The organism is Rahnella sp. CG8 (assembly GCF_023701875.1).
In the GTDB taxonomy this organism is placed as follows: Bacteria; Pseudomonadota; Gammaproteobacteria; order Enterobacterales; family Enterobacteriaceae; genus Rahnella; species Rahnella aceris.
The window spans coordinates 141423-167665 of the sequence record NZ_JABAED010000005.1 but is presented as its reverse complement, the minus strand read 5'-3'; the positions used below and the strand labels follow the sequence as shown (position 1 = coordinate 167665).

General features: G+C 52.5%; 35 protein-coding genes. 12 read left to right on the top strand and 23 right to left on the bottom strand.

Features of this window, described 5'->3' with window-relative positions:
* Positions 1 to 59: 59 nt before the first annotated feature.
* The 5 genes from potG (at position 60) to rlmC (ending at position 4730) form a co-directional block, all read left to right on the top strand.
* Complete coding sequence (gene potG / locus HGO41_RS06965) at positions 60 to 1193, top strand: putrescine ABC transporter ATP-binding subunit PotG (protein ID WP_013575813.1); 1134 nt, start codon at positions 60 to 62, stop codon at positions 1191 to 1193.
* 12 nt (positions 1194 to 1205) lie between these two features.
* A complete protein-coding gene (gene potH / locus HGO41_RS06960) occupies positions 1206 to 2159 on the top strand; it encodes a putrescine ABC transporter permease PotH (protein ID WP_013575812.1) in 954 nt (317 codons plus the stop codon).
* Positions 2156 to 3001 carry a putrescine ABC transporter permease PotI gene (gene potI / locus HGO41_RS06955; RefSeq protein ID WP_013575811.1) on the top strand — a complete coding sequence of 282 codons (846 nt, stop codon included), beginning with the start codon at positions 2156 to 2158 and terminating at the stop codon, positions 2999 to 3001. The genes potH and potI overlap by 4 nt, the downstream gene beginning before the upstream one ends.
* A 67-nt stretch (positions 3002 to 3068) precedes the next feature.
* On the top strand, positions 3069 to 3515 hold the full coding sequence (locus HGO41_RS06950; protein ID WP_013575810.1) for a YbjO family protein: 447 nt from the start codon (positions 3069 to 3071) through the stop codon (positions 3513 to 3515).
* Positions 3516 to 3599: 84 nt separating this feature from the next.
* A complete protein-coding gene (gene rlmC / locus HGO41_RS06945) occupies positions 3600 to 4730 on the top strand; it encodes a 23S rRNA (uracil(747)-C(5))-methyltransferase RlmC (RefSeq protein ID WP_241917088.1) in 1131 nt (376 codons plus the stop codon).
* A 5-nt stretch (positions 4731 to 4735) separates the two neighbouring features.
* Here the strand turns inward: rlmC and fliR are convergent, their stop codons facing one another.
* From fliR to fliF, 13 genes are all read right to left on the bottom strand, one after another.
* Positions 4736 to 5521, bottom strand: coding sequence for a flagellar biosynthetic protein FliR (fliR, locus tag HGO41_RS06940; protein ID WP_013575808.1), 786 nt, complete (start codon positions 5519 to 5521; stop codon positions 4736 to 4738).
* 3 nt (positions 5522 to 5524) lie between these two features.
* On the bottom strand, positions 5525 to 5794 hold the full coding sequence (fliQ, locus tag HGO41_RS06935) for a flagellar biosynthesis protein FliQ (protein ID WP_013575807.1): 270 nt from the start codon (positions 5792 to 5794) through the stop codon (positions 5525 to 5527).
* A 167-nt stretch (positions 5795 to 5961) separates the two neighbouring features.
* Positions 5962 to 6744, bottom strand: a complete 783-nt coding sequence (gene fliP, locus HGO41_RS06930; RefSeq protein WP_013575806.1) for a flagellar type III secretion system pore protein FliP — start codon at positions 6742 to 6744, stop codon at positions 5962 to 5964.
* Entirely contained in the window at positions 6741 to 7178 is a 438-nt protein-coding gene (fliO, locus tag HGO41_RS06925; protein WP_013575805.1) for a flagellar biosynthetic protein FliO, read from the bottom strand. Before fliO ends, fliP begins: the two co-directional genes overlap by 4 nt.
* On the bottom strand, positions 7178 to 7594 hold the full coding sequence (fliN, locus tag HGO41_RS06920; RefSeq protein WP_013575804.1) for a flagellar motor switch protein FliN: 417 nt from the start codon (positions 7592 to 7594) through the stop codon (positions 7178 to 7180). The genes fliO and fliN overlap by 1 nt, the downstream gene beginning before the upstream one ends.
* The gene (fliM, locus tag HGO41_RS06915; protein ID WP_013575803.1) at positions 7587 to 8609 is read right to left on the bottom strand and encodes a flagellar motor switch protein FliM; all 1023 of its coding nucleotides are present in this window, start codon (positions 8607 to 8609) and stop codon (positions 7587 to 7589) included. Before fliM ends, fliN begins: the two co-directional genes overlap by 8 nt.
* A 7-nt stretch (positions 8610 to 8616) precedes the next feature.
* Positions 8617 to 9117: a flagellar basal body-associated protein FliL gene (gene fliL / locus HGO41_RS06910; RefSeq protein ID WP_013575802.1), complete on the bottom strand. Its 501-nt coding sequence runs from the start codon at positions 9115 to 9117 to the stop codon at positions 8617 to 8619.
* Between the two features lie 208 nt (positions 9118 to 9325).
* A complete protein-coding gene (locus HGO41_RS06905) occupies positions 9326 to 10714 on the bottom strand; it encodes a flagellar hook-length control protein FliK (protein ID WP_015690045.1) in 1389 nt (462 codons plus the stop codon).
* Positions 10711 to 11157: a flagellar export protein FliJ gene (fliJ, locus tag HGO41_RS06900; protein WP_013575800.1), complete on the bottom strand. Its 447-nt coding sequence runs from the start codon at positions 11155 to 11157 to the stop codon at positions 10711 to 10713. Before fliJ ends, HGO41_RS06905 begins: the two co-directional genes overlap by 4 nt.
* 21 nt (positions 11158 to 11178) lie before the next feature.
* Positions 11179 to 12543 carry a flagellar protein export ATPase FliI gene (fliI, locus tag HGO41_RS06895; protein ID WP_013575799.1) on the bottom strand — a complete coding sequence of 455 codons (1365 nt, stop codon included), beginning with the start codon at positions 12541 to 12543 and terminating at the stop codon, positions 11179 to 11181.
* The gene (gene fliH / locus HGO41_RS06890; RefSeq protein WP_370447467.1) at positions 12543 to 13196 is read right to left on the bottom strand and encodes a flagellar assembly protein FliH; all 654 of its coding nucleotides are present in this window, start codon (positions 13194 to 13196) and stop codon (positions 12543 to 12545) included. Before fliH ends, fliI begins: the two co-directional genes overlap by 1 nt.
* A gap of 124 nt (positions 13197 to 13320) precedes the next feature.
* A complete protein-coding gene (gene fliG / locus HGO41_RS06885; protein ID WP_013575797.1) occupies positions 13321 to 14313 on the bottom strand; it encodes a flagellar motor switch protein FliG in 993 nt (330 codons plus the stop codon).
* A complete protein-coding gene (gene fliF, locus HGO41_RS06880) occupies positions 14310 to 16019 on the bottom strand; it encodes a flagellar basal-body MS-ring/collar protein FliF (RefSeq protein ID WP_013575796.1) in 1710 nt (569 codons plus the stop codon). The genes fliG and fliF overlap by 4 nt, the downstream gene beginning before the upstream one ends.
* Positions 16020 to 16301: 282 nt before the next feature.
* Between fliF and fliE the strand changes: the two genes are divergently transcribed.
* Positions 16302 to 16616: a flagellar hook-basal body complex protein FliE gene (gene fliE / locus HGO41_RS06875; RefSeq protein ID WP_013575795.1), complete on the top strand. Its 315-nt coding sequence runs from the start codon at positions 16302 to 16304 to the stop codon at positions 16614 to 16616.
* A gap of 855 nt (positions 16617 to 17471) precedes the next feature.
* Here the strand turns inward: fliE and HGO41_RS06870 are convergent.
* The gene (locus tag HGO41_RS06870; protein ID WP_191996173.1) at positions 17472 to 17771 is read right to left on the bottom strand and encodes a hypothetical protein; all 300 of its coding nucleotides are present in this window, start codon (positions 17769 to 17771) and stop codon (positions 17472 to 17474) included.
* Between HGO41_RS06870 and HGO41_RS06865 the strand changes: the two genes are divergently transcribed.
* Positions 17721 to 18626, top strand: coding sequence for a bestrophin family protein (locus HGO41_RS06865; protein ID WP_037034430.1), 906 nt, complete (start codon positions 17721 to 17723; stop codon positions 18624 to 18626). The genes HGO41_RS06870 and HGO41_RS06865 overlap by 51 nt on opposite strands.
* A gap of 144 nt (positions 18627 to 18770) precedes the next feature.
* Positions 18771 to 19010, top strand: coding sequence for a hypothetical protein (locus tag HGO41_RS06860; RefSeq protein ID WP_013575792.1), 240 nt, complete (start codon positions 18771 to 18773; stop codon positions 19008 to 19010).
* Positions 19011 to 19090: 80 nt separating this feature from the next.
* Here the strand turns inward: HGO41_RS06860 and HGO41_RS06855 are convergent, their stop codons facing one another.
* Entirely contained in the window at positions 19091 to 19555 is a 465-nt protein-coding gene (locus HGO41_RS06855; protein ID WP_013575791.1) for a GNAT family N-acetyltransferase, read from the bottom strand.
* A gap of 330 nt (positions 19556 to 19885) precedes the next feature.
* Between HGO41_RS06855 and HGO41_RS06850 the strand changes: the two genes are divergently transcribed.
* Positions 19886 to 20059 (top strand): hypothetical protein, encoded by a 174-nt coding sequence (locus HGO41_RS06850; RefSeq protein ID WP_013575790.1) that lies wholly within the window; start codon positions 19886 to 19888, stop codon positions 20057 to 20059.
* A gap of 65 nt (positions 20060 to 20124) precedes the next feature.
* Here HGO41_RS06850 and HGO41_RS06845 read toward each other — a convergent pair whose 3' ends face one another.
* Entirely contained in the window at positions 20125 to 20325 is a 201-nt protein-coding gene (locus HGO41_RS06845; protein ID WP_013575789.1) for a DUF7736 domain-containing protein, read from the bottom strand.
* A 158-nt stretch (positions 20326 to 20483) separates the two neighbouring features.
* On the opposite strand from HGO41_RS06845, the gene HGO41_RS06840 reads away from it, so the two are divergent.
* The gene (locus tag HGO41_RS06840; protein WP_013575788.1) at positions 20484 to 20753 is read left to right on the top strand and encodes a hypothetical protein; all 270 of its coding nucleotides are present in this window, start codon (positions 20484 to 20486) and stop codon (positions 20751 to 20753) included.
* Positions 20754 to 20822: 69 nt separating this feature from the next.
* Here HGO41_RS06840 and HGO41_RS06835 read toward each other — a convergent pair whose 3' ends face one another.
* Both HGO41_RS06835 and HGO41_RS06830 read right to left on the bottom strand, forming a co-directional pair.
* On the bottom strand, positions 20823 to 21098 hold the full coding sequence (locus HGO41_RS06835) for a hypothetical protein (protein WP_013575787.1): 276 nt from the start codon (positions 21096 to 21098) through the stop codon (positions 20823 to 20825).
* A gap of 233 nt (positions 21099 to 21331) precedes the next feature.
* Positions 21332 to 21853 (bottom strand): DUF4186 domain-containing protein, encoded by a 522-nt coding sequence (locus HGO41_RS06830; RefSeq protein ID WP_013575786.1) that lies wholly within the window; start codon positions 21851 to 21853, stop codon positions 21332 to 21334.
* Between the two features lie 41 nt (positions 21854 to 21894).
* Between HGO41_RS06830 and HGO41_RS06825 the strand changes: the two genes are divergently transcribed.
* The gene (locus HGO41_RS06825) at positions 21895 to 22149 is read left to right on the top strand and encodes a hypothetical protein (RefSeq protein WP_013575785.1); all 255 of its coding nucleotides are present in this window, start codon (positions 21895 to 21897) and stop codon (positions 22147 to 22149) included.
* 70 nt (positions 22150 to 22219) lie between these two features.
* Complete coding sequence (locus HGO41_RS06820) at positions 22220 to 22378, top strand: YqaE/Pmp3 family membrane protein (RefSeq protein WP_015690040.1); 159 nt, start codon at positions 22220 to 22222, stop codon at positions 22376 to 22378.
* A gap of 94 nt (positions 22379 to 22472) precedes the next feature.
* Here HGO41_RS06820 and HGO41_RS06815 read toward each other — a convergent pair whose 3' ends face one another.
* From HGO41_RS06815 to fliD, 5 genes are all read right to left on the bottom strand, one after another.
* Complete coding sequence (locus HGO41_RS06815; RefSeq protein ID WP_013575783.1) at positions 22473 to 22649, bottom strand: GhoT/OrtT family toxin; 177 nt, start codon at positions 22647 to 22649, stop codon at positions 22473 to 22475.
* Positions 22650 to 22767: 118 nt separating this feature from the next.
* Positions 22768 to 23415, bottom strand: a complete 648-nt coding sequence (locus HGO41_RS06810; protein WP_223509750.1) for a helix-turn-helix transcriptional regulator — start codon at positions 23413 to 23415, stop codon at positions 22768 to 22770.
* A 419-nt stretch (positions 23416 to 23834) separates the two neighbouring features.
* Entirely contained in the window at positions 23835 to 24197 is a 363-nt protein-coding gene (gene fliT / locus HGO41_RS06805) for a flagella biosynthesis regulatory protein FliT (RefSeq protein WP_013575781.1), read from the bottom strand.
* The gene (gene fliS / locus HGO41_RS06800; RefSeq protein ID WP_013575780.1) at positions 24172 to 24609 is read right to left on the bottom strand and encodes a flagellar export chaperone FliS; all 438 of its coding nucleotides are present in this window, start codon (positions 24607 to 24609) and stop codon (positions 24172 to 24174) included. Before fliS ends, fliT begins: the two co-directional genes overlap by 26 nt.
* A 14-nt stretch (positions 24610 to 24623) precedes the next feature.
* On the bottom strand, positions 24624 to 26060 hold the full coding sequence (gene fliD, locus HGO41_RS06795; RefSeq protein WP_013575779.1) for a flagellar filament capping protein FliD: 1437 nt from the start codon (positions 26058 to 26060) through the stop codon (positions 24624 to 24626).
* Between the last annotated feature and the right edge of the window lie 183 nt (positions 26061 to 26243).

Genomic DNA, 26243 nt, shown 5'->3' with positions numbered 1-26243 from the left:
CCCCCCTGACTGTTATGCTTATTTGAACTGCTTTATTCTGATACCGGAGATTTCTCTGAGTGAACGACGCTATCCCCCGCCCGCAGCCTAAGACCCAGAAAGGTTTCACGCCTTTGCTGGAAATCCGCAATCTGACCAAATCTTTTGATGGCCAGGCCGCCGTCGATGATGTGAGCCTGACCATTTATAAAGGCGAGATTTTCGCACTGCTCGGCGCGTCCGGCTGTGGGAAATCAACCCTGTTGCGTATGCTGGCCGGTTTTGAGCCGCCCACGCAGGGCCAAATCGTACTGGATGGCGTAGATCTTTCGCAGGTGCCGCCGTATCAGCGTCCGATCAACATGATGTTCCAGTCTTACGCCTTGTTCCCGCACATGACGGTCGAACAAAACATCGCGTTCGGCCTCAAGCAGGACAAACTGCCGTCAGCGGAAATCAAAAGCCGCGTGGCGGAAATGCTGACGCTGGTGCATATGCAGGAATTCGCCAAACGTAAGCCGCACCAGCTTTCCGGCGGTCAGCGTCAGCGTGTGGCATTAGCGCGCAGCCTGGCGAAAAGACCAAAACTGCTGCTGCTCGATGAGCCGATGGGGGCGCTGGATAAAAAGCTGCGCGACCGTATGCAACTGGAAGTGGTGGATATTCTTGAGCGCGTCGGCGCGACCTGCGTGATGGTGACACACGATCAGGAAGAGGCGATGACCATGGCGGGGCGTATCGCCATCATGAACCGCGGTAAATTCGTGCAAATCGGCGAGCCGGAAGAAATTTATGAACACCCGACCAGCCGTTTCAGCGCCGAATTTATCGGCTCCGTGAATATATTTGAAGGTGTGCTGAAAGAGCGTCTGGACGATGCGCTGCTGCTGACCTCACCGGGGCTGAGGCATCCGCTGAAAGTCGATCCGGATGTGTCTGTGGTTGACGGCGTGCCGGTGTATGTTGCGCTGCGTCCGGAAAAAATCATGTTGTGTGAAGACGTGCCGCAGGATGGCTGCAACTTCGCGGTCGGAGAGGTGGTCAATATCGCCTATCTTGGCGACCTGTCGATTTATCACGTCAGGCTGCACAGCGGGCAGATGATTACGGCGCAGTTGCAGAACGGTCACCGTTTCCGCAAAGGTATGCCAACCTGGGGCGACGAAGTGCGCCTGTGCTGGGAAGCCGACAGCTGTGTCGTGCTGACTGTTTAAAGGGGGATGAAAATGTCTGTAATCTCCGAAACCCCGGCCAGCAAACCTCCGGGCGGATTTAAAGCCTTCACCGGTCGTCTGCAACAGCGGCATGGCCGCAAGCTGGTGATCCTGCTGCCGCTGGTCTGGTTCCTGCTGCTGTTTTTACTGCCATTTCTGATTGTTTTCAAAATCAGTTTTGCTGAAATGGCGCGGGCCATTCCGCCGTATACCGATCTGGTTACCTGGTCAGACGGCATGCTGGATATTGCACTCAACATCGCCAACTACATCGGCCTGACCCAGGATCCGCTGTATATCGATGCGTATTTGCAATCGCTGCAAGTGGCAGCGATTTCCACGCTGCTTTGCCTGCTGATTGGGTATCCGCTGGCGTGGGCGGTGGCACACAGCCGCACCTCGACGCGCAACATCCTGCTGTTGCTGGTGATCCTGCCATCATGGACGTCATTCCTGATCCGCGTTTATGCCTGGATGGGCATTCTTAAAGACAACGGTGTACTGAATAACGTACTGATCTGGCTGCATGTTATCGACCAGCCTCTGGTGATTTTGCACACCAATCTGGCCGTGTATATCGGCATCGTGTATTCGTATCTGCCGTTTATGGTGTTGCCGATTTACACCGCGCTGACCCGCATGGATTACTCACTGGTGGAAGCGGCGCAGGATCTCGGTGCGCGTCCGATGAAAACCTTCTTCAAAGTGATTATGCCGCTGACCAAAGGCGGGATTATTGCCGGTTCGATGCTGGTCTTTATCCCGGCGGTGGGGGAGTACGTGATACCGGAACTGCTCGGCGGGCCGGACAGTAATATGATTGGCCGTGTCCTGTGGCAGGAATTCTTCAATAATCGCGACTGGCCGGTAGCCTCGGCGGTGGCAGTGGTCATGTTGTTGCTGCTGATCATGCCTATCCTGTGGTTCCAGAAATACCAAAACAAAGAGCTGGGAGATAAAGAATGAATCAGTTACCGGTTGTCCGTTCGCCGTGGCGAATTCTTATTCTGGTGCTCGGCTTTACGTTTTTGTACGCCCCGATGCTGATGCTGGTTATTTACTCATTCAACAGCTCGAAGCTGGTAACGGTCTGGGCTGGCTGGTCTACCCGCTGGTATACTCAGCTTTTCCATGATTCGGCGATGATCAATGCTGTCGGCATGAGCCTGTCGATCGCCACCGCTGCCGCCACCATGGCCGTGGTGGTCGGTACACTGGCCGCCGTGGTGATGGTGCGTTTCAGGCGTTTTCGCGGTTCAACCGGTTTTGCGTTTATGCTGACTGCGCCGCTGGTCATGCCTGATGTCATCACCGGTCTGGCGTTGTTGTTGCTGTTTGTGGCGATGGGGCACACTTTTGGCTGGCCGGCTGAACGTGGCATGTTCACTATCTGGCTGGCGCACGTGACGTTTTGTAGTGCGTATGTCGCGGTCGTGGTCTCGGCGCGTTTGCGTGAACTGGACCGTTCCATCGAAGAAGCGGCAATGGATTTAGGCGCACCGCCACTGAAAGTGTTCTTTATTATTACGCTGCCGATGATCTTGCCAGCGCTGATTTCGGGCTGGTTGCTGGCGTTTACGCTGTCGCTCGACGATCTGGTGATCGCCAGTTTCGTCGCCGGGCCGGGCGCGACCACGTTACCGATGCTGGTTTTTGCCAGCGTGCGTATGGGTGTCAACCCTGAAATCAACGCACTGGCGACGCTGATCCTGCTGGTGGTGGGCATCATCGGCATGATTGCCTGGTGGTTTATGTCGCGTGCCGAGAAACAACGGCGCAAAGAAATTCAGCGCGCTCAACGTGCTTAAATTTTAAGATAATTTTCAGGGCGGATGTATTCCGCCCTGAACGTAAATGGAGAGCCCAAACGGATTTATGAAACTGGCATTTATCCCTGTTCCCGTCATGATCGGTGCGTCGGCGATTGTCGCGACGCGCTTGCTCGAATTCATATTATTGTTTGATGCTATGGGCTTTTCAGGGCTGATGAGCTTTATTGAAGTCAGTGCCGAGTCCTGGCTGAACTGTTTCATCATGCTGGCCAGTTTGCTGATTGTGTTGACCGAATGCCGTGCCGCGTACGCCATGATGCGTGGCCGCCGCTGGGGGCGCCGGGCATTCATCGGTTGTCAGGTGATCGTGGTCGGTTACATGCTGCTGGCGTCATTTGACTGGTTCGGCCCGCGTATCTTTCGCTTTAACGTCGAAACACAGGGCGAATTTCTCTATGCGCTGCTGATGCAAAAAATTCCCGATATGCTGGTGCTGCTACTGTTGTATGTGCCTGCCAGCAGCCGCAGATACTTTTCCCGTCGCAAATAGCCTCGATGTAAGTGAGTCTTTCCCGCCGCGCAGTGATAGACTGCGCGCCAGTTTTTTACTGCATCTGATGACCGGAAATTTTTCATGCATTGCGCACTTTACACCGCCGGAACCTGCCGTTCCTGCCAGTGGCTCGACAAACCTTATTTACAACAGTTAGCCGACAAGCAGCGGGATCTCAGCGATTTGCTGTCAGATTTGCCGGTGGCTGAATGGTGTGAACCGGTCACCGGCCCGGAAAGTGCGTTTCGTAATAAAGCCAAAATGGTGGTCAGCGGCAGCGTGGAACGCCCTTTACTTGGGATGTTGCACCGCGACGGCACGCCGGTCGATTTGTGTGAGTGCCCGTTGTATCCGGCCAGTTTCCCGGCGGTATTTTCAGTTCTCAAAATCTTTATTGCCCGCGCGGGCCTGACCCCTTACAACGTTGCGCGCAAACGCGGCGAGCTGAAATTCCTGTTACTGACTGAAAGCCAGAAAGATGGCGGCATGATGCTGCGCTTTGTGTTGCGTTCAGACGGCAAACTGGCGCAATTGCGTGCGGCACTGCCGTGGCTGCAACAGCAGTTGCCACAGTTGAAAGTGATTTCCGCCAACATCCAGCCGGTGCATATGGCGATCCTCGAAGGTGACACTGAAATTCCACTGACGGATGTTCAGCGGCTGGAAGAAGATTTTAACCATGTCCCCCTGTTTATCCGCCCGCAAAGCTTCTTCCAGACCAATCCGGTGGTGGCTGAAAAGCTTTACGCCACGGCGCGTGACTGGGTGAGGGGGCGAGGGGATATCCGAAGTATGTGGGATCTGTTCTGTGGCGTGGGCGGCTTTGGTCTGCATTGTGCAACACCGCAGATGAAACTGACCGGTATCGAAATCAGCGCGGAAGCCATTGCCTGTGCGAAAGAATCGGCGGTGCGTCTGGGGCTGCAAAACGTTGAGTTTCAGGCGCTCGATTCCACCGGTTTTGCGACCGGCAAAGGCGAGGTGCCGGATCTGGTGCTGGTGAATCCGCCGCGTCGCGGCATCGGCAAAGCATTGTGCGAATATCTCAGCCACATGGCGCCGGACACGATTCTCTATTCAAGCTGTAACGCCCAAACTATGGCGCAGGATCTGGCGTTACTGCCGGACTATCACATTCTGCGTGTCCGGCTTTTCGACATGTTCCCGCATACCGCGCATTACGAAGTGATGGCGCTGCTGGTGCGGCGTTAAGCCATTCAGTCAGCCGCCAGCTGATTCATGATCAACACAATCTTATCCAGAATTTCACTGAACAGATGCTCGCTGAACGGGGCGAGCATCGGCATCATCAGGCTGATCGCCAGAATCCCAATGCTGAGGGTCAGCGGGAAACCGATGACGAAAACGGAAAGCTGTGGCGTCACGCGGTTTAACAGACCCAGCGCCATGTTGAGCGTCAGCAGCAATGTCACGATTGGCAGAGCCAGCATCATCCCGCCGCTGAATACAATGCTGCCCGCTTTGGCGACGGCCATAAAACCTTCGGCATTCACCGGATTATGGCTGATGGGCAGGGTATGAAAACTGTCGGCCAGCAGGGAAATCAGCCACAGATGCGCGTTGAAACTCAGGAACAACAACACCGCCAGCAGATTTAAAAACTGTGCCAGCAGCGGGGTATTGAGACGGTTGCTCGGATCATAAAACGTCGCAAAGGAAATCCCCATCTGCAAACCCATAATTTCACCGGCCATACGGATGGCGGCAAAGGCCAGTTGCATGGTGATACCCAGCGCGGTGCCAATCATAATCTGCTGCATCGCCAGCCACAGTGCAGGCGTGGAGAAGATCGGCGTGTCCACCGGCGGCAGGGAAGGCGCAATCAGGAAGGTAATCATCATCCCAAGACCGAGTTTCACGCGGTTTGGCACTGACTTTTCACTGGTGATCGGCGCGGTGCTGATCAGCGCCAGAATTCGCAGCAGGGGCCAGAAATACATGCTCAGCCATCCGGCTAACTGGGTGCTGTCGAAGGAAACCATAGATTAACCGATGATGTAAGGCAGGTTGGTAAACAACGTGCGCATGTAATCGAGCAGCAGATTCAGCATCCACGGCCCGGCGATCACGATAGTCGCCACAACGGCCAGAATTTTAGGAATGAAGGACAGCGTTTGTTCGTTGATTTGTGTCGCCGCCTGCAACAGGCTGACGATAAGCCCGGTCACCAGCGCGGCCAGCAACAAAGGCGCAGCAACGGCAAGCGCCACTTTCATTGCCTCGTTACCCAGTGCCATTACCGATTCAGGAGTCATAAGATTCTCGTAAAAGAAGACGGGCGACTCCCTCCCCTGCGAAGGGGAGGGTTGGGGTGGGGTATGAATAGCAGCTCAGAATTTCAAGTTGCCTGTAAAACCCCCTCCCGGCCTCCCCCTTCGCAGGGGGAGGAGCAAAAAACGCCCAACAATTTTAGCGTTTTGAATTAACTGTAAAAACTCTGCGCCAGCGATCCGAGCAGCAGTTGCCAGCCATCGACCAGCACGAACAACATCAGCTTGAACGGCAGTGAGATGGTGGCGGGTGGCACCATCATCATCCCCAGCGCCATCAGTACGCTGGCGACCACCAGGTCGATAATCATGAACGGTATGAATACGGTGAAGCCAATCTGGAAAGCGGTTTTCAGTTCACTGGTGACGTAAGCCGGTAACAAAATACGCATCGGCACGGCTTCCGGGCCTGCAAGAGGCGGGATATTGGCCAGACGCGCATACAAAGCGAGATCGCTTTCGCGGGTCTGGCGCAGCATAAACTGGCGTAACGGCTGAGCGCCTTTGTCCATTGCTTCCTGCATGGTGATCTTGTTTTCGCTGAAGGGCTGATAAGCATCGCTGTAAATTTTGTCGAATACCGGTGCCATCACGAAGAAGGTCAGAAACAGGCCAAGGCCGAGCAGCACCTGGTTTGGCGGCGCGGAAGGAGTACCCAGTGCATTTCGCAGTAAACCCAGCACGATAATGATGCGGGTAAAACTGGTACACATCAGCAGCATCGCAGGTAACAGGGTCAGTGTGGTGATAAACACCAGCGTCTGGATCGGCAGCGACCAGTTTTGTGTCCCGTTAGACATCTGCTGGCTGATGATCCCCGGTAACTGTGCAAAAGCTGCCGGGCTGGCAAGCAATAGCAGCGGCAGACACAGGTGAGTGACCAGGCGAACAGGGCGCTGACGGGCAGCGGTAAGGGCGGATTTCAACAAGGTCATGCCTGCTTTCCCGGACGTTTCAACATTTTCTGCATCAGCTGACGGAAATCAGCGGGTGGGTGATTGGGATTGCCTGAGTCTGGCGTCTGTTCAACCGGAGGCGCGCTCAGCGTATGCAGCGGGGTGATGTTTTGCGCCGTTACGCCCAGCACCAGCCAGGTATTGTCGACCTCTACGATCACTACTTTTTCACTGCGACCGACCTGTACACTGGCGGTCACTTTCAGCAGTTTGTTATTTTTAGACTGTGGCGCGAAACCGGCACGCTTAACCACCCAGCCGATAAACAGGATCAGTAGCAGGATGCCGCCGAGTACAGTACTGACTTGTGTCAGCACAGAACTGGCAGGCATCGCCTGAGGTGATGCCTGGGTGGTGGCGTGATTGACCGGGCCGGAAATGTACGGAGAATCCGTCGCGGCATTCTGGCTCATCAGCGGCTCAGGCGACGCATACGTTCGGACGGGGTGATGATGTCAGTGATACGCACACCGTATTTATCGGCGACCACCACCACTTCACCCTGAGCAATCAGATAACCGTTGATCAGGATATCCAGCGGTTCACCGGCCAGACCGTCGAGCGACACCACGGAACCCTGCGACAGACGCAGCAGTTCTTTGATGGTCATTTTGGTGCGACCTAATTCCACGGTCAGTTTCACCGGAATATCGAGGATCATGTCGATATCTTGCAAACTGCCTGTTCCGTCCTGGGCACCCAGCGCGGCGAAAACACCGTCAGTTGACGCTTTCGCGCCGCCCGCAGACTGTTGTTCGTTAAACGCATCAGCCCATAAATCGTCAACGTTATCCGATCCGGCGTCAGACGGTTTATTGGTGTCACTCATGGGGCTGTTCCTCATCTAGAGAATTTAAAATTGGGTTGATCAAATGTTCAACGCGCAGGGCGTATTGTTCGTTTAAGGTGCCATATTGGCTGGTCAGCACAGGCACGCCATCGACGTGAGCGATCAGGCGGTCCGGCTTCTCAATCGGCAGTACATCGCCCGGTTTCAGTTTCAGGATCTGCGACAGGCGCAGCGGGATTTCGACGAAATTCGCCACCAGTTCGAGCTCAGACTGCTGAACCTGATGCACCAGGTTTTCACGCCACTGACTTTCTTCATTACGTGAGTTTTCGACCGGCGGATTGGTCAGTAACTCGCGTAAAGGTTCGATCATGCTGAACGGAATACAGATGTTGAAATCACCGCTCAGCGCACCGATTTCCACATGGAACGGCGTGGTCACCACGATGTCGTTCGGGGAAGAGGTGATGTTAGTGAATTTGATCTGCAATTCGGCACGCACATATTCAACGCTGAGCTTGTAAACGCCGCTCCAGGCATCTTCGTAGGCATCCAGTGCCAGCCTGAGCATGCGCTTAATCACGCGCTGTTCGGTGTGAGTAAATTCGCGGCCTTCCACTTTGGTCGGAAAACGACCATCGCCCCCGAACAGGTTATCCACTGCGATAAACACCAGGCTCGGTGCGAACACAAACAGCGCCGTGCCGCGCAGAGGTTTCAGGTGGATAAGGTTCAGGTTGGTGGGCACCGGTAAGTTGCGTGCGAAATCGTGGTAGGGCTGGATTTTGATCGCCCCTACGGTGATGTCCGGGCTACGGCGCAAGAGGTTGAACAGCCCCATACGGAAATGACGGGCAAAACGCTCGTTAATGATTTCCAGAGCCTGCAACCGCTCACGCACAACGCGACGCTGCGTCGTAGGGTCAAAAGGTTTTACACCGTCATCAGACGCGGCAGTCTTTGCTGCAGCCGCAGTGTTGCTTGCATTATCACTGTCACTGTCACCATTGAGCAGCGCGTCGATCTCGGCCTGTGAAAGTATGCTGTCGCCCATAATTTGTTTATCGCAGTATGAAAGCAGTGAAAAGCACGTCGTTGATCACCTGAGGAGGCTGACCTTTGACCAGTGGCGCGTCCAGAACCTGTTTGATGTCCTGAACCAGCTGTTGTTTACCCGCTTCGCTGGCTAACTCCGTCGACTTCTGACGGGAGAGCAGCAACAGCAGGCGGCTGCGAACTTCAGGCAGGTATTCATTAAGCGTAGCGCGATTTTTTTCGTCCGGCAGACGCAGGGTCAGCCCGACATACAGCACGCGGTCAGGATCGTTATCCGCCGTTTGCAGGTTAACGGTGAAGGTATCCAGTGCCAGGAAAATCGGTGCCGCAGGCGGTTCGTTCTTTTTCACTTCAGTCGTCTGTGTTCCATTTCCGGATTGTTGCTTGTGCAACATCCACCAGGCGTAACCGGCCGCACCACAGGCTCCGATGGCAATCAGTAACAGCAGAATCATCATTAACGGCCGCTTTTTTTTACGCGACGCCGAGAGAGCAGAGTCAGACATGGATGAGGCGATTTCCTGTAAGTATGAGCCGTCTGGCGCGAGAAGCACCACACTGCTGAGTCAATTCTGAAAACGATTATCCCGCTTATCCCGTTGTTCAATAGTCAGAATAGGCGGGGTAAATAAGGTCAGCTCTGCCGTTTGAATTAAGGACGAACTGACCGTCAGCAATTATCTGAAACAATTCTGCGAACTTTTACGCAAATTCCTACGCAAAAATGTCCACGCTGTTGTTGCCGCTGACCCGTGAAGCGAGGGAGGCCGGAACCGGCAAGGCATCGCTGGCAGAGGGAGTGCTGCCGGAGCTGAACGCCGCCCAACTGGCGGCATTACCTTGCTGCGAACCGGACTGACTTTGCTGCTGGGCTTGCTGCCACTGCGAACTGTCACTGCCGACGCTGCTCTGACCCAGGCTGATGCCGTTGTCTGCCAGCGCGGTTTTAAGCTCCGGCATGGCGGCTTCAATTGCCGAGCGCACGCCGCTGTGACCGGACACAAAGTGGAGCTGTGCCTGATTGTTTTCAATCTTCATGCTGATCTGGATAGAGCCCAGATCAGCCGGATGCAGACGAAGTTCCGCGGTCTGTTGCCCCTGACGGTTGAACATCATCACCTGCTGACCCAGCTGTTGCTGCCATTCCGGTGTACCGAGTTGTGCATTAAGCAACGGCGTTGTTGGCGCGGTCACGGCGCTGGTCATGGTTGGCGTGCTGGAAACCGGCGCGGAAGAGACGGCAACGGCGGCGGTGTTGAGCTGATTCAGTGCCTGCGTGCCGTTATCGGCAGCGCGGCTGTCATTTTGCTGCAGAGCCGCGGCATTGCCGGCTGCTGCGCTCATTGACGCCAGCGCGCTGCTAAAATCAGGTGTGTTGCTGGTGGCCGCTTTACTGCTGGCGGCATGTTGTGCGGAGCCCGACGCGGTATTGCCTGAGGCGGCTGCCGCTGCTTTCGGATCGGTGTCCGTTACTGCGGCGGTTTTGCCATCAGCCGTCAGTAAGGAAGAGGCGGTCAGACCGGCGAGCAGTGAACTCTGCTTATCGGTTGTGGTGGGTTCGCTGCTGACGGTTTGCGTGGCGACGGTGGTGGCGGTTTGAATCTGCTGAGCCGGTTGCTGCTGCGCCGCAAGTTGCGCGAGCAATGACTGAACAGAAAGGTCAGCACCGGCGTCAGTGCTGTCTTTATCTTTATCGCTCAGGGCGGCATCTTTGACCGGGACGGAGCCCGTGCCTTTCAGATTGCCGGTCGGCAATATCTGAATCGCGGCGATCATTTTGCTCAGATCACTTTCATCCAGCATCAGGCTGCCGTCTTCTTCACCAGAAGTCACTGCCTGCGTCAGGGTTGTTTTATCGACGACCACCCCTTTGGCAGAGATTTGCTGGCCGAGTTTGGCTAACGTACTGGTGATTTTCGGATCCACTTTTTCGCCGAGCTGGGCTTCAAGCTGGCTGGCGAAATCCGCCGGGCTGGTAGCGCCCGGCTCGGTGATCGCACTGACGTCCGTTGCCGGTGACGTACTGACAGAGGCACTGCCGGTCGCCGCGCTCGCGGTGGTCTTCGCCGTGGTAACGGCTGCAGGCAAAATATTCAGATTCATGGTTGTTTCTTCCTGTGTGCGCTGCGCTGGGCGAACTCATCGTTCTGCTTTTGATCAATCTTATTTTCCAGAGAACGTTGCTGCTCACTGGCGCGGGTTTGCAACGTCTGGTACGCATTGAGCCGTTGCTGCTTGTCCTGCCACTGGTTAACCGCCATATTCAGCCGCTGATCCCATTGTTGTAGCTGTTTGCGGTGCTGCTCAATCGCCACTTCCAGTGTGCCGATAAACTGTTGGTAGTTTTGCCAGGTATTCGCGGCAATCCCGTCGGTCATGGTGGAATTGAGTTTTTCCCGGTATTCACGCTGATAATTGAGCAGCATGGTGAGCTGCTCGTCAGCCTGACGTTGCGATTGTCGGATTTGGCCCAAATGACTGGTCGCCTGATCCAGCGCTTTTTGCGCCAGCGAGCAAAGTGTGATTAACGGCGATGAACTTTCCATTTATGCCTCGCTTATCTTGGTTTAGCCCGGGAACAACATGTTCAGTTCCAGACAGGCGTCTTCATATGTGCTGCGTTCCATGATGTCCTGTTGCAGGAAGTTCTCCATCTGCGGATACAGCTTGATAGCGCGATCGAGCATCGGATCGCTGCCTGCGGCGTATGCACCGACGCTGATCAGGTCACGGTTGCGCTGGTAGCTGGACAACAATTGTTTGAAATTACGAACGCGCCCGTACTGGGCGTCGTCAATAAGCGAGGTCATGGCACGGCTGATCGACGCTTCAATATCGATTGCCGGATAATGGCCGGATTCCGCCAGACGGCGCGACAGCACCACGTGGCCGTCAAGAATGGCGCGGGCGGAGTCAGCAATCGGATCCTGCTGGTCATCCCCTTCGGTCAGTACGGTATAAAACGCGGTAATCGAGCCGCCGCCGCTGATGCCGTTACCTGCGCGTTCAACCAGCGCAGGCAGTTTTGCAAACACGGAAGGCGGGTAGCCTTTGGTGGCCGGTGGTTCGCCGATCGCCAGGGCGATTTCACGCTGCGCCATGGCATAACGGGTCAGGGAATCCATAATCAGCAATACGTGCTGACCGCGGTCGCGGAAGTCTTCGGCGATACGCGTGGCGTAAGCGGCACCCTGCATACGCAAAAGAGGAGACACGTCAGCCGGTGCTGCGATAACCACAGAACGGGCACGACCTTCGTCGCCCAAAATGTTCTCGATAAAGTCTTTGACTTCACGGCCACGTTCACCAATCAGTCCGACCACGATCACGTCGGCTTTGGTGTAGCGCGCCATCATGCCGAGCAGGACGGATTTCCCGACACCTGAACCGGCGAAAAGCCCCATACGCTGTCCGCGACCCACGGTCAGCAGGGCGTTAATGGCGCGGACGCCGACATCCAGCACATCGGTGATCGGTGTACGTTGCAGCGGGTTAAACGGCGGCGTGATAAGCGCCGCGCGATAGCCGGTGTCCGGCGGCGGTAATCCATCCAGTGGCTTGGCGCTGCCATCTAGCACACGGCCGAGCAATTGCGTACCGAGCGGCAGTTGTTTACCTGCGGTCTGGCCGTCGGCGGCAATACGGGCATACACCCGCGCGCCCGGCAAAATACCTTCCACTTCTTCCAGTGGCATCAGGAACAGGCTCTGACCGTTAAAGCCGACCACTTCGCTTTCGACTTCCTGTACGACCGGCCCGTCATGGCGCTCAATCAGGCAGGTCGCACCCAGCGGTAACTGCAAACCGGTGGCTTCCAGTACCAGACCTGTTGCCCGCGTCAGACGGCCATAACGACGGACTGACGGCGTACGCGCCATGCGTTTTTCCGCGTCATCCAGCGTTTTCAGCAAACGGCTCAGTCGGGCGGTCATCAGAGATCTCCCGGTGCGGCGAGACGGCACAGTTCATGCCAGCGGGTGGCCAGCGAAGCGTCCATATCGCCATCTTCGGCACTGACTTTACAGCCGCCGCTGTGGATCTGGCTGTCGGCCAGCAGTCGCCAGCCGTTCATGCTCAGGCTGGCTCCCAGTTGCAGTTCCACACGCTCGAAATCTGCCGGGTTAACGCGCAGTTGCGGTTTGCCCTTGAACATCGGTTCCTGCTGGATAAGTTGTTGGATCTGATTAAGCAGGGCGGAACCGTCACAAATCGGCGCCTGACCAATAATCTGTTTGGCGGCAGTCAGCGCCATTTGCATCAGACGGGAAGCAATGACGCTGTCCAGCGCATCCAGTGTTTGCTGGAAGTCAGAAACCATATGCTGCCAGTGTTCAGTCAGAACCGCCTGCTGTTGCTGACCTTCCTGCAAACCCTGCTGCTGCCCGGCTTCCAGACCTTGCTGGAAACCGGCGGCGTAACCTTGTTTCTGTCCGGCTTCAAGACCCTGCTGGAAACCCTGTTGTTCGGCGTGACGCTGAAGATTGAGCAATTCATTCTGGTCTACCTGAACTTTTGGCAGACCGTCGTCTTGCTCTGGTTCGCCGCCGGCCAGCAAAGGTTCATCGGGCGTGGTAAAGACGGGCATTCTGAGGTCGCCCGGTCTCCACCGCTGCCATGGCAAAGCATTGATGCGCTCAGCATGACGTTCTTCCGCCGTTTTCTTTTCCGGTGCCGGTTTGTCAGACTCTGGTGAGTCAGTATTAGGAGCATCAGACATAAGAATCCTCGCCGCCGCCAACCATCATTTCGCCGGACTCTGCCAGGCGGCGAACCGTCTGCAGAATTGCTTTTTGTTCGTTCTCGACCAGAGACATACGCATCGGTCCGCGGTTTGCCAGATCGTCGCGCAGGATATCTGCCGCACGTTGCGACATGTTGCGCAGGAATTTGTCGCGCAATGGCTGTTCCGCCCCTTTCAGTGCAACCAGTAACGATTCGCCTTCGACTTCCTGCAACAGGCGCTGGATACTGCGGTCGTCCACATCCACCAGGTTTTCGAACAGGAACATCTCGTCGATAATTTTCTGCGCCAGTTCGCCGTCGTAACCGCGAACGGCTTCGATAACCGCCTCTTCCTGCTGAGTTTTCATCAGGTTGATAATTTCTGCCGCAGTACGAACACCGCCCATCTTCGAACGTTTGAGGTTCTGGCCGTCGAGCAGGTTGTTCAGCACTTCGGTCAGTTCCGCCAGCGCCGCTGGCTGGACACCGCCGAAGGTCGCGATACGCAGCATGACGTCGTTGCGCAAACGCTCGTCGAACAGCGCCAGAATATCGGCAGCCTGACCACGTTTGAGGTGAACGAGGATGGTGGCGATAATCTGCGGATGTTCGTCGCGGATAAGATCGGCTGCCATCAGCGGTTCCATGAAGTTCAGTGTTTCCATGCCGCTGGTGGTTTCGCGCGATTCCAGAATGTCTTCCAGCAGGCTTGACGCACGCTCCTCGCCCAGCGCTTTGGTCAGTACCGCACGCAGATATTCGCTGGTATTGACGCTCAGTGCGGCGTACTGCTCGGATTCGTCCTCGAACTCGTTCAGCACTTCCGCCAGCTGCTTGTTAGAAATTTGATGGATATTCGCCATCGCGCCACTGATTTGCTGCACTTCGCGAGGGGAGAGGTGTTTGAACACCTCCACCGCGCGGTCTTCACCCAGCGTGATCATCAAAATGGCGCTTTTTTCGGTTCCGGTCATAGTCATGGTTGTTCGGTACTCATCCATTGGCGGATAACCAGGGCGACGATACGAGGATCCTTATCGGCCAGCTCCTGCACACGTTGGGTCTGAACTTCAACACTGACACGCTGTTGTGAACGTTTACGTTTTTCCAGCTCGTCATTGCTGAGTTTGACCGGTTTACTGCCTTCAGGCTGTGGCATGGTGGCGGCAAGCGCGGCTGCGGCTGCGGCATCTTTCTCTGCCTGCTGTTTGCGCAGCATCGGACGAACCATCTTGCGCCACAACAGCCAGGCCACAATCAGCACCAGTAACCAGCGACCTGCATTGAGTAACTGATCGAAGAACGCCTGTTGTTTCCAGAACGGCAGCTCGCCGGAATCGTCAGCCGCTTCGTTGAACGGTGTATTCACCACGTTCAGCGTATCGCCACGTTCCTGAGAGAAGCCCATCGCTTCGCGTACCAGATCATCAATTTTCTTCAACTGATCGTCAGTCAGCGGCTTCGCTTTGCCATCCGGTCCGACCTGGTAGTTAACGACAACCGCCGCAGACAGACGCTGCACGGCGCCGGCGCTGTGCTGGGTATGCGTGATGGTGCGGTCAACTTCATAGTTGGTGGTTTCATCACGACGACGGTTAGACGGCACATTGGCATTCGCGGTGGTGGCTGCATTTTGCGCATTATTGCCGGTCTGATTTTGTGTGCCATTTGCATTGTTTGCCGCTGGCGGGTTCGTCACCGGTGCCGTCGCTGCCGGAGCAGGCTGGTTGCTCAGTGCACCCGGCACGCCGCCGACCGATGACGCGCCAATCTGGTCGCTGGTGCTTAACTGACGTGACCGCACAGCCGCTTTATCGGCTGAACCATTTGGCTGATAGTTTTCATCTGTCTGTTCACGGCTGGCGTAATCAATCTGCGCGGTGATTTGCGCATGCACGTTACCGTTGCCGACCACCGGTTGCAGAATGGACTCGATACGACGTTGCAGACGACCTTCCACTTCATTGGCATATTTCAGCTGGGAAGCATTCAGGTCACGCCCGTTGTTATCAGATTGCGTCAGCAGATGACCGCTCTGATCCACCACGGTAACGTTCGCAGGCGGTAAGCCGGAAACACTGCTCGACACCATATAAACGATGGCGTTGATCTGGCCGTCATCCAGCGCACGCCCCGGCTGTAAATTCAGGGTCACAGAGGCGGAAGGATTTTTTTGTTCGCGGACAAATAAGGAAGGCTTAGGAATGGCTAAATGGACACGGGCGCTGCTGACCGGGCCCAGCGTTTCGATGGTACGTGAGAGCTCACCTTCCAGCGCGCGCTGATAGTTGATCTGCTCGCTAAACTGGCTGATGCCGAATTTTTCCTGATCCATTAATTCAAAACCAACCGCGCCGCCTTTAGGTAAACCGGCAGCCGCCAGTTTCAGACGCGTTTCATACACTTTGTCGGCAGGGATCAGCAACGCACCGCCGTTATCAGAAAACTGATAAGGAATGTTCATTTGGGTCAGCTGAGTGACGATGGCGCCGCCATCCTGGTCACCGAGATTACTGAAGAGCACCTTATAAGTAGGCTGCTTAGCCCACAGCATCATGACAACAACAATAGCCACGGCTGCCGCAGCAGCGATGGCGATAGGAACTTTTGGGTTGGCGCGCAGGCGATTAAGCAACGCAGTAAAACCGCTTGGAGGGGTTTCTGCGCCGGCTATTGCGGAACTCATACAAGATCCCTATTTAGCTGTTGAATGGTGGTGTTCATGTTGTCTCTTAACAAAACAGACTCCCAAGTGCGCAATCGTTGAAGCGTGACATTTTTCAGTCCTCCATACAGGCAGGCCTATTTTCTAGGTGAGCCATTATTTGCCGCTTAACGCAAAGTTAATGGCCCGATAAGCCATGGTTTTTAGGTTCAATTACCGCGTTTAGGAAAAAACTGATGTGATAGGGTGTCATTCCATGAAAGAAGCCATTTGTTCACCGACACCCCGATAACCGGAGAAAGCATGTCAATTCAAGGCATTGAGAGCGTTTTACAGCAGATGCAGGCCACGGCTATTCAGGCCGGTGCCGCACCAAAGACCGATACCGCATCAGAGGCCGGTTTTGCCAGCGAATTAAAAGCGGCATTAGGTAAGATCAGCGAGACCCAGAACAACGCAAAACTGGAATCTGAAAAGCTGGAGATGGGTGTTCCCGGTGTCAGTCTGAACGACGTGATGGTCGATCTGCAAAAATCCTCGATTTCATTGCAGCTTGGGGTCCAGGTAAGAAATAAACTGGTAGCAGCGTATCAGGATGTGATGAACATGTCGGTGTAGGGGAGAATCTGGCGGATAAAGCGAGTGCAGGGGGTGAGCAAAAAGTTTGCCCTGTTATCACCTCCATTGAACACAATGAAAATATTATTTTCTAACTGATTAATTTGTATTAATAACTGCTAATTATTTCTCCTTCCTATTTCACTTAATAAATAACATCAGAAACACATCCGTTTTTTACGTTTAAGGCGTACTTTTACCGTTGTTATTCGCATGATAGCTTTTAATTAGCTTGTTAATCATCATGCGAGTTATTTCACCCGGATTTTTACAATCTGACACCATTGTTTTTAATTTGTATTAAGTTTGGTGTTCGGATATTTATTGTCCGGTAATTCTTATGAAGCCTGTAGATCCATGCGCAGGCAGGGGAAAATGATTAATAATCATTATCAGCATCCTTCGCGGCTGACCGGAGTATCAGCCAGATCAACAACCCGATGACCGCCAGAACGATGAGTACAATAAAAAGAATTTTCATCAGTACACCATGCTTAAATTTTCCGCCATGCTCTCTCAGATTGACATAAATTGACAATCTATTTCGGCGTGAAGTAAGCGTAATTATTGCTTCAAAACGTTACGTTATAAAAAGTTTAATTTAAGAGATGAAAAAGACAATGAAATTAACCCCGCCATGATTGAAAATGACCGGACGGGATGCCGCCCGGCGGGGTTGTGAATCATTCAATAATCGTTTCGGATATCATTTATTGATGAGCTGATAAAGAACCATGCGGCAATACCTGTGATCATCGCAATACTTAACATTATGTTCATGGCTCCAGTCCTTCACGTCAGTAGGGTGAGTTGCATCTTTACGGAGCATCTGATCGAATTGTTACAGGAAGTCAGTTATGGGGGAATTTTGGCCACTTTATTTACTTTCCTCCTGTTACTATTATCGACCTTAACGGGCAGTAACTTGAGGTTGCAGAGGGAATAAATCAGCGTTGTGAATGGGATAACCGGCGAGTTGTAACGGAGAACTGTAAGTTTCAGAAAAAATGTTACCGGTGTCACAAAATTGTCCTTTGCATGGGCAGGTTTATTTGCCAGAATCGCAAAAAAAAACGCTTCACCTGCATAAAGCACCTGCACAAAATGATAATCCGTCCCCCTCGTCACTGGTTCTTGCGTTTGTTCGCCTGGCATGGTTCTGTCCTGCCCAGTATTCTGTTCCGTCTGAGTCTCAATTTACTGATGTCACTTGCCGCCATTCTCACTCTTCCCTGGTATGAGACCCTTGGCGTGAAACTCACACTCGCGCCTTTCAGCCTGCTCGGTGTCTCTATTGCGATCTTCCTCGGCTTTCGTAACAGCGTCGCGTACGCACGTTATATTGAGGCGCGGCAATTATGGGGTGGTTTGCTGATTGCCTGCCGGACATTACAAAGTCAGGTGATGGCTGTGTGTCCGGGAGAGGCGCAGCGCGTGACTGCGTTGCTGCTGGCGTTCTGTTTCAGCCTCAAGCACCAGTTGCGTCACAGTGATCCGCGTCCGGATCTTCAGCGTTTGCTGGGTGACGATGCGGAAGATATTCTGTCGCGCCGTGCGCCGACAAATATGGTTCAGCTGCGGTTGTCACAATGGCTGGCTGAACGACGCCGCAGCGGTGAACTGTCGGATATTGTCTATACCCATATGGATTCCACGCTGTTACAGCTTTCACAAGTGGTCGGTGGGTGTGAACGCATCGTTAGCATGCCGATTCCGTTTGCGTACGGTCTGTTGCTGCACAGGACGGTATATCTGTTCTGTAGTTTGTTGCCGTTTGCACTGGTGGTGGATTTGCACTACATGACGTTGCTGGTGTCAGGTTTTATTTCTTATAGTTTTTTGTCGCTTGATACGCTGGCGGAAGAGCTGGAAATGCCTTTTGGTCTGGCCAATAACCATCTACCGCTGGATGCTATGTGCACCAACGTAGAGATTAACCTGCGTGAGATGAACAACCAGACGCAACTGCCGGATACCCCGATGCCGGATCCGCGCTTCCGTCTGACGTAGAGGTGATCGTGCGCACGAATTGGCTAATTATTAATCAGTGCAATGGCAAAATTCTTAATGTTCATGAAGCTGTCATAATTTAGAAACAAAAGTGAAATAGGATGTAGGAGCTAAAACAATCCCTTCCGATATCACGAGGTCGTTATGTCAGTTATTCAGGCCAAATCATTGCACGAAGCTGAAGATCTGCTTAATTCCGGTATGGTGAAAAAAGTCGAGCTGGCTTTTAATATTAACAGTGATGAGTTTTTCAAACTTGCGCTGGAATGTGGTGACCGTGGTGCGAAAATTACCAAGGGTAAAAATTTCTTTATCATCACACTTAAAAAATGGGTTATTCCGTCGAATGACCAGACTGCAACAAAAAGCAACGTTCTGATGTAATTGCTTTTTGCATCTCCATAACCCTGTCATAAGACAGCGTTATGGAGGTATTTATTGCCACTTCTGCCGTTTCCCGTGCGTTACCTCATCGCTTTCATCATATAAACACTCAGCGGATCCGGGGACAACGCATAGTCGCCAAACGCTTCTGTCCGGCAATAACCCAGTTTTTCATACAGCGTGATGGCTTTTTCCTGAAACACACCCGTTTCCAGAAACAGGTCTTTGTACCCCAACGCTTTCAGTTTCTTTTCCATTGCGGCAATCAGTAATGAGGCAATGCCCTGACCGCGATACAGCGGGCTCACGTAAACACGTTTCATTTCCGCGAGGCCGTGTTTTGTGATAAACAGACAGGCGCAACCGGCCCAGTCATCATCAACCCTCGCCATAAAACACGTGATCTCACCTTCATCAAGTTCAGTGATGTTAATTCCCTGAAACGATTCCGGCGGGTAGAGCGGATATTGATAGGCATCCAGCTCAGCAATCAGTCGTGTCAGATGCGGATGAGTCGCATCGGTTTCAAAAATCTGGGCACTCACAGCGCAGGCTCTCAATGTAACAAAGTGGATTTATATTTTTAACTTAAATCACCCCGAAAACAAGGGACTGGCAGGCAGAAGTGTGGCGGAAAACCGCCTTTGCGTAAGAAGAGTGTAAAATTTAATTATGTTCCTGATACGTCTGTCAGAGTTATCCGATTTTAAGTGCCTCCGCTTCATTTTATACATGTTCTTTATTTCTTTTATGTAACATTCATCCCGAGTGATTAATGTATGCGATGAAATAACCTGGAGTGATTAATGATTTGCGTGTTATCGCGCTGGGGGAAAGGAAGTATATTATAAGAGGTTGATTGAAAGGATAAAATTATGGCTGTCTATCCTGTTGGCGTTTTTGTCACGCTTACTTTTACACCAGGTTTATTTGAAATTGTCGCTGTTCTGGATGAGGTTAAACCAGTGCAATATCAGGTCATTAACGTTGAAACGGGCAATGTGATCAGGGTGAATGAACACTTTATCCGCGGCATCGTGAAGCCTTAGTGATTTGTATTAAATGACGATGAACTCAGGAGGCCGGGCAATACTGTTTGCCCGGCCTTTCGTTTTTAGTCCGGCATCAGGTTGTTAAAATCCTCTTCATACAGGCTGCGGCATTCTTCCATAAACTCCGGGTATCCCAGTTCTGAGGTCTGAACTTCACGGCCAAGTCGCTTTTCCAAATCTTCGTGAAACCACTCAAATTCGCCATGCAGGATGCCGGTAAATCCGGTCAGTATGATGCATTGCTGTGGCGTCAGTTTTTTCACAGGGGTTCCTCATGATTTTCGGGTGGCAAAAGACGGTTACGCCAGCTCTTGCGCAATATAAATGTTGAAAGAGAGAAGTGCTTCACGCCGGTATCCGGCAGGACGCGGCAATATATTCTATCCTCTAATTAATTCCACTGGAAAACAAGGAGTCACATATGGATCAGGATCTGTTTGAACAGGCACCGCTGCCGCTGCTTACACGGTTTGAGATCGGTGACAGGGTCAAGTTGCTGACGTTTCCGGTAGGCGTACATCCGGCCAGCTATCAGCTTGATGTGGCGATCACCAGAATTCATGATGGTGAATTTGAAGGTGAAATTGTGCGCATTGCGCCACTTGGCCGTCTGGGGCATCACGAGGCGCATTTTACGGTGGGCGGGCATGTTGAATTTTTCGCCCGCAACATTCAGGGGATGGCGGCCTGAAAGTCAGGTGGCTCCTGAAAACAAAACCCCGCGTTAATGGCGGGGTTTATGGCTTTCAAAAAACAATTTTTACATCAAGGGTTTCACGTGCTTGGTGAGCGCCTGGGTGGTTAATTCGTCGGCTTTAATTTTCGAACAATTTCCACAATAGCCCACAAGATACCAGTTCCCGTCTGCGCCTTTTTCCGGATTAACTTTGTAGCGTTCGTTGCGTTTACCGTAAAACTCGCGTTCCGCGTTCTGTGCTGCGTCTTCCCAAAAGCACAACGAAAACTGATGTTGTTTATCAACATGCCGTTGTCCGTTGCGGCTTCCGCCAACCAGTAAATAATGATATTCAGACATGCATCCTCCTTTTCCCAATACGGGCAATTATCCTGACAACAAGTGTAAAACTCGTTTCACCTGGAAAAGCTCATCCGAAAGACTGCAAAAACTTCAAAGGGCGTGCTGAAGACAACCCGTCGCACAATTCTTATTCCTCTAAAATTATAGAGCACGATCTTACTTGGGGATGGGAAAGCGGGAAAAATGTGACCATTATCACTTTTTATTTTTTACCGAGTGTGATGCGCCTCTTACAACAAATTCATCTGTTGTGCGTTGTCCGGTGTGTCTGAGATTTTTTTGTTAGATTTTCGTTCTTTAGCGACCGGAGCAGGGCGCTGCATTTCCTGATGAAGCCAGTGCAAAATCACCGTCACGGCATAGTGCTGCTGTGCGGGTGTCATAGCCGTATGTGCGGGGATGTGATGCCACTTTTCCAGACAGCCGCGACAGCAGGTGGCCGTTGCGTGCTGGGCAATGAATACCGGGTGACCGCGCATCGGCGTCTGTTTTCCATCCTGTTCTGGCTCTGCCGGGGCAAGGCGCTTAGCAATGAAATCCGCCGCGTGCTGGCTGACCGTCTCCGGCCCTTTATCCTGGCAATACCGGTACTCTTTGGCACCGAGATGGAAACGCTGGCGGAAAGGTGAAGCGGCCAGGCGCTTAAAAACATGATCGATGGAAAACATAATCTGGATGTCCGGGTCAATTCTAGGCGCAGAAATAGCGGCGTTAATCACATCATCAGTCGCCATCAGCGGCTGCCAGACCATGTTAGTCTGGCCTGACTATTCCACTCCCGCAGGAACCTGCAATGGCAGAAAAACATGTTATAGATTTGGTCATGTCGGTCAACAAGCAAGCTGAAGAAACTGCCATGCAACAGATAATGCTGCGAAACTTTATCATTGTGATGTGTCGCAGTATGACCGACGAACAAAAGAATCAGGTGAGATGGCAGATGCGCCAGATCCACCAGGTGTCGGATGCTGAACACCGCAACGGCGATACCGACATGCTGGAAAAAACACGGCGGGATGTTGAAATTATGCTGGAGCTGATCAATTAGGTTTCATCTGATGCCCGTTTCATTTCTCATGCGCTATCGTTAACACAATGATAACCAAAGGGAGAGTAAGATGGGATTCTGGAGAGTATTGATCACAATTCTTGTGCCGCCATTGGGCGTATTGATTGGCAACGGTTTCGGCGGTGCGTTTCTGCTGAACATTATCCTGACACTTTGCGGTTACCTGCCGGGTCTAATCCACGGATTTTGGGTGCAGACTCGCAAATAACACATTGTCTCGCAATAACACAGTCTTGCCGTTATCTGATCCCGGTCAGCAGGCCGGGTTCAAGATATTAAGAGGGCATTCAGTGCAGGCAAACTCAGAACAGAGAGAAGAGAAGGACGACCGGCAGACTCATCGGCCAGGTAAATCCGATAATGCCGGAAGTTAACAGTCTTATTTTTATCGTATCGCGGCTCACCAGCAAAGTGAACAGCACCGCAATGCCCAATCCGCCCCAGTAAATTGTTTTAATCACTTCCCACCAAACGTGCACAACTCACTCCTGCCCATGAATAAAATAACGGCGTGTATGATATTCCGTTAACATCTGGTAATCAAATATTGTGTGATGTTACTCAAGGTTTTGTATTGTATCTGTTTGGCGCGAGTTGTTATATGTTGTCGATTGTGAGCAGCGCAGGGGTAGAAAGGGGGCGTAAATGACCACGGATGGCGGTAGGGGCGAATCCAAAACGTTTCCGGAAACGCTCGGCAAAACGCGAGCCGCTTTCATAACCTACCTGATGTGCAATATGTGAAATGGCCAGATCGGTGCATTGCAACAACCGCAGTGCGTGGGTCATGCGTACATCGATCATCAGATTTCGCAGCACGCAATTTTCGCCCGCAAGACGTCTGCGCAACATCACTTCATTCATCATCAGCTTTTCTGCCACTTCGGCGGCGGTAAATGATTTATGCAGATTATTGACTAATAATTCACGTACGTTATCTGTCACGCTTTCACTGTGCTGCACTGAATACCGCACACCCAGTTGCGACAGCCAGAGTAACTGTTCGAGCATGCGGTGGCGGGTTATCGGTGCGGGCAGACCATGGTGCCAGAGAATGGCTGAGTGAGTGTCGGTAAAACTTTGTTTGAACGCACCGGGGATGTGCGGAATGACTTGCAGGGTATTAACAGCAAGAAGTGGCGGGCTGAAGCCGGTTGCGTGCAGGCCTGCATCACTGAGTAACTGATGATCCCATGCCATGATGGCGCAGCTGAAAGGGCCATTTCCGGATAAATGGTGAGTCATGCTCAACGTTTGTCCACTGTTAAGCACCAGCATTTCGCCAGCCTGCAGTGTGACTTGCTGTGCCTGATCCGTAATTGAGAGGCTTCCGTTCTGAATGAGAACCAATTGTGGCTTATCAATATAAACATCATGAATAAAAAGTTCACTATGCTGAATAAGCAGAGAAATGGTTCCTATCCCTGGAGTCACTTTTATTTTACGAACCATGATGATGATGCCCGAAAATGACGACGGCAACCTGTAGTGTGCTGCCTGATAAATAATTCCCGCTTTGCTAATACAAACAGGCTGCCGGTTAATATGTGTAAGTTATGGGAGCAGACAGAGAGAACTAGCCCTGGCAGCCAGGCGCTCTCTGCCTCTGAAACCTTATTTTTGCACAAGAAATATTGGAAAGAAAACAAACAAATATTTAATAATTATTGGCGATCGCCGAAGGCAATCGAACGGAGGTCAATTTTTCCGTAAGTCGTATTCACTTGTTGTTGTCGGGACGACTGACCAATCAGCTCGGTGAGTTTATTCATCCGGGCTTGTAACAATGTTTTAATCGTATTTTCGTTATCAAGAATAATGCGCAAATAGCGGCGGACATCATTCTGAATCATTACCGATGTCTGTTCTGACATCGGTAACCGGGTCGTGGCTTCGACTGCTTTGACGTAACTGACTTCGAGCTCAACCAGCTCATCCCATTTCTCTTCTCTCGCCAGCCGCAACATCTGCTCGCTTAAAGACAGGATCAGTTGATATTCATTAACCAGATACTGATGTTGATCCATTATATTGGTCCTGCGACGGGTGGTAGTTTGGGCCGATTTGCCGCCAGGCATCGGCGATATTTTCAAGCAAGGTCAGCACCTCAGCGATGGCCTCTTGATCGTTGTGTAAATTTGCATGCAATAAACGACGGACCATATAGGAATAAAGCGCTTCGAGGTTATCCACTAATTCAGGATCGCCTTTTTCACGACTTAATCCGGCTTTCAGTCCGCTGTCGATAATGTTAATTGCCATAGACAGTGATTTGCCTTTTTCGGCAATGCTGCCCTGCTGGATAAAAATACGAGCACGGATCAGGGCGCTGCGCGCCCCGTCGAATAACATCGTCACCAGCTGATACGGAGTGGCGCTCATGACGCCACTTTCAAGGCCTACCTGTGCGTAGGCCTGAGTTCCTTTTGCATTATACATATTCAGTTTCCTTACTAGCTTGAACTTGATGAGGACATAGCTTCGAACTGCTGCGTCAGATAATCCGCTGTGCTGTTGAGCTTCTGGATCGAGACATCAAGTGCCGTGAATTGCGTTTTATAACGGGCGATGGTGTCGTTAATGCTGGTGTTCACCTTGTTGTACTGCTCGGTGAGGCTTTTCAGCGTGGTGTTCACAGCCGTCTGGGCATTAGCAATCGTACCGGTGCTGGTGTTCAGGAACCCGCTGTTCAGGTTGCTGATGTTGGTCATCACGCCGGTGGTTTTGCCGTCACCTACCATCATGGTCTGCACAGCATTCGGGTTACTGGTTAACGCTGCACTCAGCTTGGTGCTGTCAACTTCCAGCTTACCGGTGTCCGGGTCAGTGGTAATACCGATACTCTGCAATGAACTTACTGAACCAGAACCCGAGACGCCGGTGATCGCTGACTTCAGACGTGTCTGGATGGTACGCAGTGCGCTGTCACCCAGTAATGCGCCGTTGGTACTGTCAGCCGTATCGGTGTTCGTCGCGGTGGCTGTGAACTTGGTCAGGCTGGAGAACGTATCCTGCAACTTGTTATACGCATCAACAAAAGTCTGGATAGCGGTGGAGGCTGTGGAGGTATCTTTCGCCACTGTCAGCGTTGCTGCGGTTGTGGTCGTGCCGGTCAGATTTAACGTAATCCCGTCCTGCGCGTCACTGATGGTGTTGCTTTGACGTTCCAGATCGATGCCATTAAAGGTCAGCTTGGCATTGCCTGCTGTGGCATTTTCGGTCATCGCACCGGTGCCGGTGGATGAGTTATATCCGATAATATTATTCAGCTGGTCATCACCGGTGACGCTGACGGTCATTTCTGAATTGGTACCGGTATTGTTCGCGCTCAGTACCAGCTTGTAGCTGCTGTCATCCACTTTGACGATACTGGCCGTGACACCGCCACCGGCTTTATTGATCGCATCACGAACGCCGGTCAGTGAAGTCTGATCATCGGTCAGTTTGATGCTCAGTGGTTTACTGCCGTCGCCCTGGCTGATGGTCAGGGTACGGGTATTATCAGTGGTCGTAGCGCCCAGTGCGGTTTTATTGCTCGACTGCGTGGCAGAAACCAAAGACTGCGCAGAGGCCAGCTGTGTCACGGAAACGGAATATTTACCCGCCGCGGCGCCGGTGCCGGTTGTCACACTGAACGCAGACGTGTTGCTCGACGAAGCCGTGGTCGCCCCGTAAGTATTGGTCGATGACAATGCGGTCGCAGCGTCAGAAAAAGTTTGTAATGCGCTTTGGAGCGTGCCATAAGCCGTCAGTTTGGCGCTATAGCTGGTTTGTGCCGCGGTGATCGGGGTTAAACGTTTTTTTTCTGCAGTCGTCAGGTTATCCAGCAGGTCTGAAAGTTGTAAACCTGAACCGATACCTAATGAAGAGATAGTGCCTGAAGTGGCCATAATTATCCTTTACAGTTTGATTGCCCTGAGTACGTGAATTTACAGTCGCCTTCGCTTCGTTCGTTCACCGGTTTTCCTGACGGATGTCAGGTAACGGGTTCACTCCCTCGCCGCTTACTGCAACTCCAATGACTTTAGGTATAAAAGAGTCTTTAAGCCCTATCGGCACGACGGAGAAAAAGT